This window comes from Mycobacterium sp. 1165196.3, assembly GCF_001673415.1.
Classification (GTDB): Bacteria; Actinomycetota; Actinomycetes; order Mycobacteriales; family Mycobacteriaceae; genus Mycobacterium; species Mycobacterium europaeum_A.
Genome location: NZ_LZLU01000178.1, coordinates 1 through 6,238 on the forward strand (window position 1 = coordinate 1; position 6,238 = coordinate 6,238).

The 6,238-nt window shown below is 67.2% G+C and carries 6 protein-coding genes and 1 pseudogene; 2 read left to right on the forward strand and 5 right to left on the reverse strand.

Going from position 1 to position 6,238, the window contains the following annotated elements:
- The 3 genes from A5659_RS18935 to A5659_RS18945 form a co-directional block, all read right to left on the reverse strand.
- Positions 1–271: DUF732 domain-containing protein (locus A5659_RS18935; protein ID WP_066867277.1), on the reverse strand; the 271-nt coding region annotated here is incomplete at its 3' end.
- 125 nt (positions 272–396) lie between these two features.
- Positions 397–2,301: an ABC transporter ATP-binding protein gene (locus A5659_RS18940; protein WP_067183391.1), complete on the reverse strand. Its 1,905-nt coding sequence runs from the start codon at positions 2,299–2,301 to the stop codon at positions 397–399.
- Complete coding sequence (locus A5659_RS18945; protein ID WP_067183394.1) at positions 2,298–4,064, reverse strand: ABC transporter ATP-binding protein; 1,767 nt, start codon at positions 4,062–4,064, stop codon at positions 2,298–2,300. Before A5659_RS18945 ends, A5659_RS18940 begins: the two co-directional genes overlap by 4 nt.
- A 181-nt stretch (positions 4,065–4,245) precedes the next feature.
- On the opposite strand from A5659_RS18945, the gene A5659_RS18950 reads away from it, so the two are divergent.
- Complete coding sequence (locus tag A5659_RS18950) at positions 4,246–4,803, forward strand: DUF3558 domain-containing protein (protein WP_067025365.1); 558 nt, start codon at positions 4,246–4,248, stop codon at positions 4,801–4,803.
- Positions 4,803–5,366, forward strand: a complete 564-nt coding sequence (locus A5659_RS18955; RefSeq protein ID WP_156749273.1) for a DUF3558 domain-containing protein — start codon at positions 4,803–4,805, stop codon at positions 5,364–5,366. The genes A5659_RS18950 and A5659_RS18955 overlap by 1 nt, the downstream gene beginning before the upstream one ends.
- A gap of 125 nt (positions 5,367–5,491) precedes the next feature.
- Here the strand turns inward: A5659_RS18955 and A5659_RS18960 are convergent, their stop codons facing one another.
- Both A5659_RS18960 and A5659_RS18965 read right to left on the reverse strand, forming a co-directional pair.
- Positions 5,492–5,995 (reverse strand): histidine phosphatase family protein, encoded by a 504-nt coding sequence (locus tag A5659_RS18960; protein WP_067025371.1) that lies wholly within the window; start codon positions 5,993–5,995, stop codon positions 5,492–5,494.
- Between the two features lie 15 nt (positions 5,996–6,010).
- Positions 6,011–6,238 (reverse strand): annotated as a pseudogene (locus tag A5659_RS18965) (hypothetical protein); the annotation flags it as partial.

Sequence of the window (6,238 nt, forward strand, 5' to 3'; positions counted from 1 at the left end):
GCGTCAGGCTGGTGTGCCGGAAGATGTCGACGGTGACCGCGGTCGGCGTCTGGCCGGCGGCGAGTTCGGTGCAGACCTGGTGGCCCGTCTGCACGGCGGCTTGGGTGGACGGGAAAGTGACGCCGAGGCTTTGCATCTGGCCCAGGAACGCCGCGTCGGCGGTCTGCACGGAGCTCGCTGCGGCGGTGCCGGCGAAGCCGACGGCGGCGAGTCCGATGGCGGCGGTGCCGATTGCGGTGGTGGCCATCTTTGTGATGCGGCGGGAGAACATTGCTGCCACCCCTTTCAGGTGCGTTACTGAGTAGGACGATCCCAGCGTCGCGTTTGTTCCTTGGTGTCTTCTCAATAACTTCTTGGTAGCGATCGCGGCCGCTTATCAATGCGCCCGCCAGGCGCTTATGCCTGTGTCATCTCGTAATACGTGCCGCGACGGGCGAGTAGTTCAGTGTGATTGCCCTGTTCGACGATCCGCCCGGCCTCGACCACCACGATGCGGTCCGCGTCGCGGATCGTCGAAAGTCGGTGCGCGATAATGAAACTCGTGCGATCGCGGCGCAGTTCACACATCGCGTGCTGGATGAGGGCCTCGGTGCGGGTGTCGACCGAGCTGGTCGCCTCGTCCAGGATCAACAGTTGTGGGCGGGCAAGAAACGCGCGCGCGATGGTGATGAGCTGCTTCTCGCCGGCGCTGATGTTGCCTCCGTCACCGCTGATCCGGGTCTGGTAGCCCGCCGGCAGCGTCCGGACGAACGGGTCGACGTAGGCGGTCTTGGCGGCGTCGAGCACCTCGTCCTCACCGGCGTCCGGGCGTCCATAGGCGATGTTCTCCGCGATCGTCCCGTCGAACAGCCAGGTGTCCTGCAGCACCATGCCGATCCGCGACCGCAGCGACCGGCGGTCCAGCGTGCTGATGTCGACCCCGTCGAGCAGGATCTGTCCCGCGTCGACGTCATAGAACCGCATCAGCAGGTTCACCAGCGTGGTTTTGCCCGCTCCGGTCGGTCCGACGATCGCCACCGTGCTGCCCGGTTCGGCCACCATGGACAGGTCCTCGATCACCGGGGTGCCCGGGCGGTAGGCGAAGCTCACGTGAGCGAACTCGACGCGTCCACCGGGCCGCGGGGGGGTGCCGGCCCGCAGGGCAGGCACAGGATCCGGCGCCTCCTCGGGCTCGTCGAGCAGCGCGAAAATCCGCTCGGCGCTGGCCACCCCGGATTGCAGGGTGTTGTACATGCCGGCGAGCTGGCTCAGTGGCGAGTTGAACTGCCGCACATATTGAATGAACGCCTGGATATTGCCCAGGGTGATGCGGCCGGTGGCCACCTGCAGGCCGCCCACCACCGCGACGGCGACGTAGCCGAGATTGCCGATGAACGTCGTCGCCGGTGCCACCAGCCCGGAGAAGAATTGAGCGCCGAAACTGGCCCGGTAGACGTCGTCGTTGAGGGTGCGGAACTGCTCGCGCGCCGCCGCCTGGTGGCCGAACGTCGTGACCACCGTGAAACCGCTGTAGGTCTCCTCGATGTGGGCGTTCAGGCGGCCGATGCTGGTCCACTGCGCGACGAACAGGCGGTGGGAGCGTCGCGCGATCGCCCGCGTAGCCAACAGCGACAGCGGCACCGTCAGCACGGTGATCACCACCAGCAGCGGCGAGATGGACAGCATCATCGCCAGCACCGCCACCATGGTCAGGACCGATGTCAGCAGCTGGCTGATCGTCATCGCCAGCGACGATTGGATGTTGTCGACGTCGTTGGTGACCCGGCTCAGCAACTCCCCGCGCTGACGTCCATCGAAGTAGGACAACGGCAGCCGGTGGATTTTGTCCTCGACATCGGAACGTAAGCCCACCATGGTGCGCTGCACGGTGGCGTTGAGCAGTCGCGCCTGTATCCAAATCAGCAGCGCCGAAACGAGATAGAGGGCCAGCGCCAGCGTCAGCGTTCGTGCGACCGCCCCGAAGTCGACGCCGTGACCCGGGACCACGTTCATCCCGGACAGCAAGTCGGCGAAGGTGTCGGCGCCTCGGCCGCGTGCGGCGGCGACGGCCTGGGCCTTGGTCATCCCGGCGGGCAGCTGGCGCCCGATGACGCCGTTGAACAGCAAGTCGGTGGCGTGCCCCAGGATTCGCGGGACGATCACCCCGATCGCCGTGCCGGTGATACCCAAGCTGATCACCGCGATGCACAGCCGTCGTTGCGGCGCAAGCCGTTTCACCAGGCGGGCGGCCGAACCCCAGAAGTCGCGCGACCGGGTTGCGGGGGCCGTCCGGTTGGCGGCCTGGGTGGCCGCGGCGGTCACGGTGGGCCCCCGGCTCGTCCGGTTCGCACCGCGCCGGCCGACTGCGAGTCGGCGAATTCGGCGTAGGTGGCGCAATCGACGAGCAGCGATTCGTGGGTGCCCGCGCCCACCAGCTTCCCGTTGTCGATCACGATTACCTGGTCGGCCGTGGATGCGATCGAAATGCGTTGTGTGACAACGATGACGGTGGCATCACCGGAGGTCTCCCGTAGCGAGGTGCGGACCCGCGCGTCGGTGCGCTCGTCGAGCGCGGCGAACGAGTCGTCGAACAAATAGATTGCCGGACGGCGGATGACCGCCCGGGCGATGGCGAGTCGCTGCCGTTGCCCGCCCGAGAAGTTGATACCGCCCTGGGCCACCCGCATCTGCAGCCCGTCATCGTGGGCCCGCACGAAATCGTCGGCGGCGGCCACCCGCAACGCCTCCCACATCTGATCGTCGGTAGGGACCCGATGCGGGGCGGCGCCGTAGCGCAGGTTGTCCGCGACCGTCCCGGAAAACAGGTAGCCGCGCTGGGGAACCAGCCCGATGGCCGACCACAGCCGCTCGGTCCGGTATTCGCGGACGTCGATGCCGTCGATCGAGACGGCGCCGCCGGTCACGTCGTAGAGCCGGCAGATCAGCGAGACCAGCGTCGACTTGCCCGAACCGGTGCTGCCGACGATGGCGGTGGTGGTTCCGGGCGCCGCGGTCAGCGAAATGCCTTGCAGCACTGGGCGATCGGCGCCCGGATAGGTGAAGGTCGCGCCGTGCAGCCGCACGACTCCGGTGATGGCGCCGCGCGGGGACCGCGGGCTCGGGGGGTCGGTCACCGCCGGCCGGGTGGCGAGCACCTCGGTGATCCGCTCGGCGCACACCGAGGCGCGCGGCAACACCACCAGCGTCATCGTCGCCATCAACACCGCCATCAGGATCTGGGTGAAGTAGGCCAGGAAGGCGGTCAGCGAACCGACCTGCATCTGGCCGCGGTCGATGCGCAACCCGCCGAACCAGATCAGCGCGACGCTGGACACGTTGATGGTCAGCGTGGTCACCGGCAGCATCAACGCTTGCCAGTTGCCCGCGGTCAGTGCGGTGTTCGACAGTGCGGTGTTGGCGCGGGCGAAGCGGTCTCGTTCGAAACCTTCCCGCGCGAACGCGCGGACCACCCGGACGCCGGCCAGCTGGTCGCGCAGCACCCGGTTGATGCCGTCGATCAGGCCCTGCATCCGGCGGAACAGGGGCAGCATGTGCGACATCACCCAGTAGTTGGCTACCGCCATGATCGGCACGCTGACCAGCAGCAGCCACGTCAGCGCGGCCTCCTGGCGGATGGCCATGAAGATCCCGCCGAGGCACATGATCGGGGCGGTCACCAGCACCGTGGCGCTTATTTGGACCAGGTACTGGATTTGCCGCACGTCGTTGGTGCTGCGTGTCAGCAGCGTCGGCGCCCCGAATCGGGCGGTCTCGCGTTCGGAGAAGGAGGTGACGTGCTCGAAGATGGCGGCGCGCAGGTCGCGACCGAAGCCCATCCCGGTGCGCGAGCCGACATAGATCGCCCCGACCGAGCACAGCACCTGCAATGCGGTGACCCCGAGCATGACCATGCCGAGCCGAACGATGGTGGTGGTGTCGCCCTTGGCCACCCCCTCGTCGATGATGGCGGCGTTGACGGTAGGCAGGTACAGCGACGCGAGGTTGCCGATCAGCTGCAGCACCATCAGCACCGCCACCAGCCGTCGGTACGGCTGGATGTACTGGCGCAGCAGTGCCAGGAGCATGGGCTAACTGTCGCACACCGTCCGCGCGGCCGTGCCCGGCAACCGCCGGACGGTCCAGGTCCGCACCCCACTTGTTGCGGCCCCGAAATACCTGCTCAGGCGCGTCGGTGGTTGACCCGCTGGGCTGCCGCTACAGTGCATCGTGTGGACCAGCAGCGGGCGGAGCGGAAGCAGGGTAGCGGTGCGGCGTAGCACGAGGGCGCTGGCTCTCGTGGCGTCAGCAGTGACGATCCTGATCCCCGCGGCTGCGGGCTGCTCCGATTCCGGCGGCAACAAACCGGGCGCTACGTCGTCGTCGACGCCGCAGAACGGCCAGGGCAGCCACGGTGCGATGTTCCCGCAGTGCGGCGGGATCAGCGACCAGACCGTAGCGGAGCTCACCAAGGTCACCGGGCTGATCAACACCGCCCGCAACTCAGTGGGGTGCCAGTGGCTCGCCGGTGGTGGCATCCTGGGGCCGCACTTCTCCTTCTCCTGGTATCGCGGCAGCCCCATCGGTCGCGAACGCAAGACCGAGGAGCTTTCGCGGGCCAGCGTCGATGACATCAACATCAACGGCCATAGCGGTTTCATCGCCATCGGCAACGAGCCCAACCTGGGTGACTCGTTGTGTGAGGTGGGCATCCAGTTTCAGGACGACTTCATCGAGTGGTCAATCAGTTTCAGTCAGAAGCCGTTTCCGCCGCCATGCGACATAGCGAAGGAACTCGCTCGTCAGTCGATTGCGAATTCGAAATGATGGCCTCGACGCGTTCCCGGGCCGGCAGGACCGCGGTTGCCACCGCGATCGTGGTGATCGCCGCGCTGTTGGTGTTGACGGGGTGTTCCCGCTCGATCGGGGGCAACGCGGTCAAGGCGGGCGGCAATGTGCCCCGCAACAACAACTCTCAGCAGCAGTACCCGAACCTGCTCAAGGAATGTGAGGTCTTGACCAGCGACATCCTGGCCAAGACGGTGGGCGCCGACCCGCTCGACATTCAGAGCACCTTCGTCGGTGCGATCTGCCGCTGGCAGGCGGCCAATCCGGCCGGGTTGATCGACATCACCCGGTTCTGGTTCGAGCAGGGCAGCCTGTCCAACGAGCGCAAGGTCGCGGAATTTCTGAAGTACAAGATCGAGACCCGGTCGATCGCCGGGATCGACTCGATCGTGATGCGGCCCGACGACGCGAACGGTGCGTGCGGCGTGGCCAGCGACGCCGCCGGGGTGGTCGGATGGTGGGTCAACCCGCAGGCTCCGGGCATCGATGCGTGCGGTCAGGCCATCAAGCTGATGGAGCTGACGCTGGCCACCAACTCCTGATCGAACCTCAGCGCGGCGACGATGCAGCCGGCGCAGCCGGGTGCGGAGGAGCCGGGCAATCGAACCTTAGCGCGGCGACGATGCAGCCGGCGCAGCCGGGTGCGGAGGAGCCGGGCAATCGAACCTCAGCGCGGCACCTCGAAGTCGATCAGCGTCGCCCCGCCGAGTTCGACCTCATTCCACGCGCCCGGCACGGTGAGCACCGCGATCGCCGACGTTGGAAACTTGGCCGAAATTCGTTCGGCGGCAGCGGTATTCGTACGTCCGGCGCCGCCCAGTCCCAGCGCCAGGGCCGACATCGTCGGCTCGTGTCCGATGACCAGTAGCGTGCCGACGGCGTCGTCCACCGTGTTGATCTCGTCGATCAGCGTGCCGGGAGTGCTCGCGTAGAGGCGCTCGCTGTATCGCACCGGCGCATCGATGCCGGTGTTGAGCAGCGTCTCGCGGGTGCGCGTCGCCGTGGAGCACAGCACGCCGTCGATGGCGGGCGCGTTGGCGCGCAGCCAGTCGCCGGCCAGCCCGGCTTGGCGGATGCCGCGGGGCGCCAGCGGCCGGTCGTGGTCGTCGACGCCCGGCGGGTAATCGGACTTCGCGTGCCGCATCAGCAGCAAGGTGCGCTGGTCAGTCACGAGCAATCAGATTAATCAGTGCGGCGGCAGATCGTCGTCATCACCCAGCAGTTTTTCGGGGTGGTGGAAGGTGTTGGTGCGGGGTTGGCCGGTGTCGAGGTGTGGGGGTGGTTTCCATTGGGTGTCGCCGTGGGTGTTTTTGCGGGTGGTCCAGCCGCCGGGTCTTAGTAGGCGGTGGTGGGGGCCGCAGGCGAAGGTGAGGTCGTTGACGTCGGTGGTGTGGCACTTGCTGTAGTCGGTGAC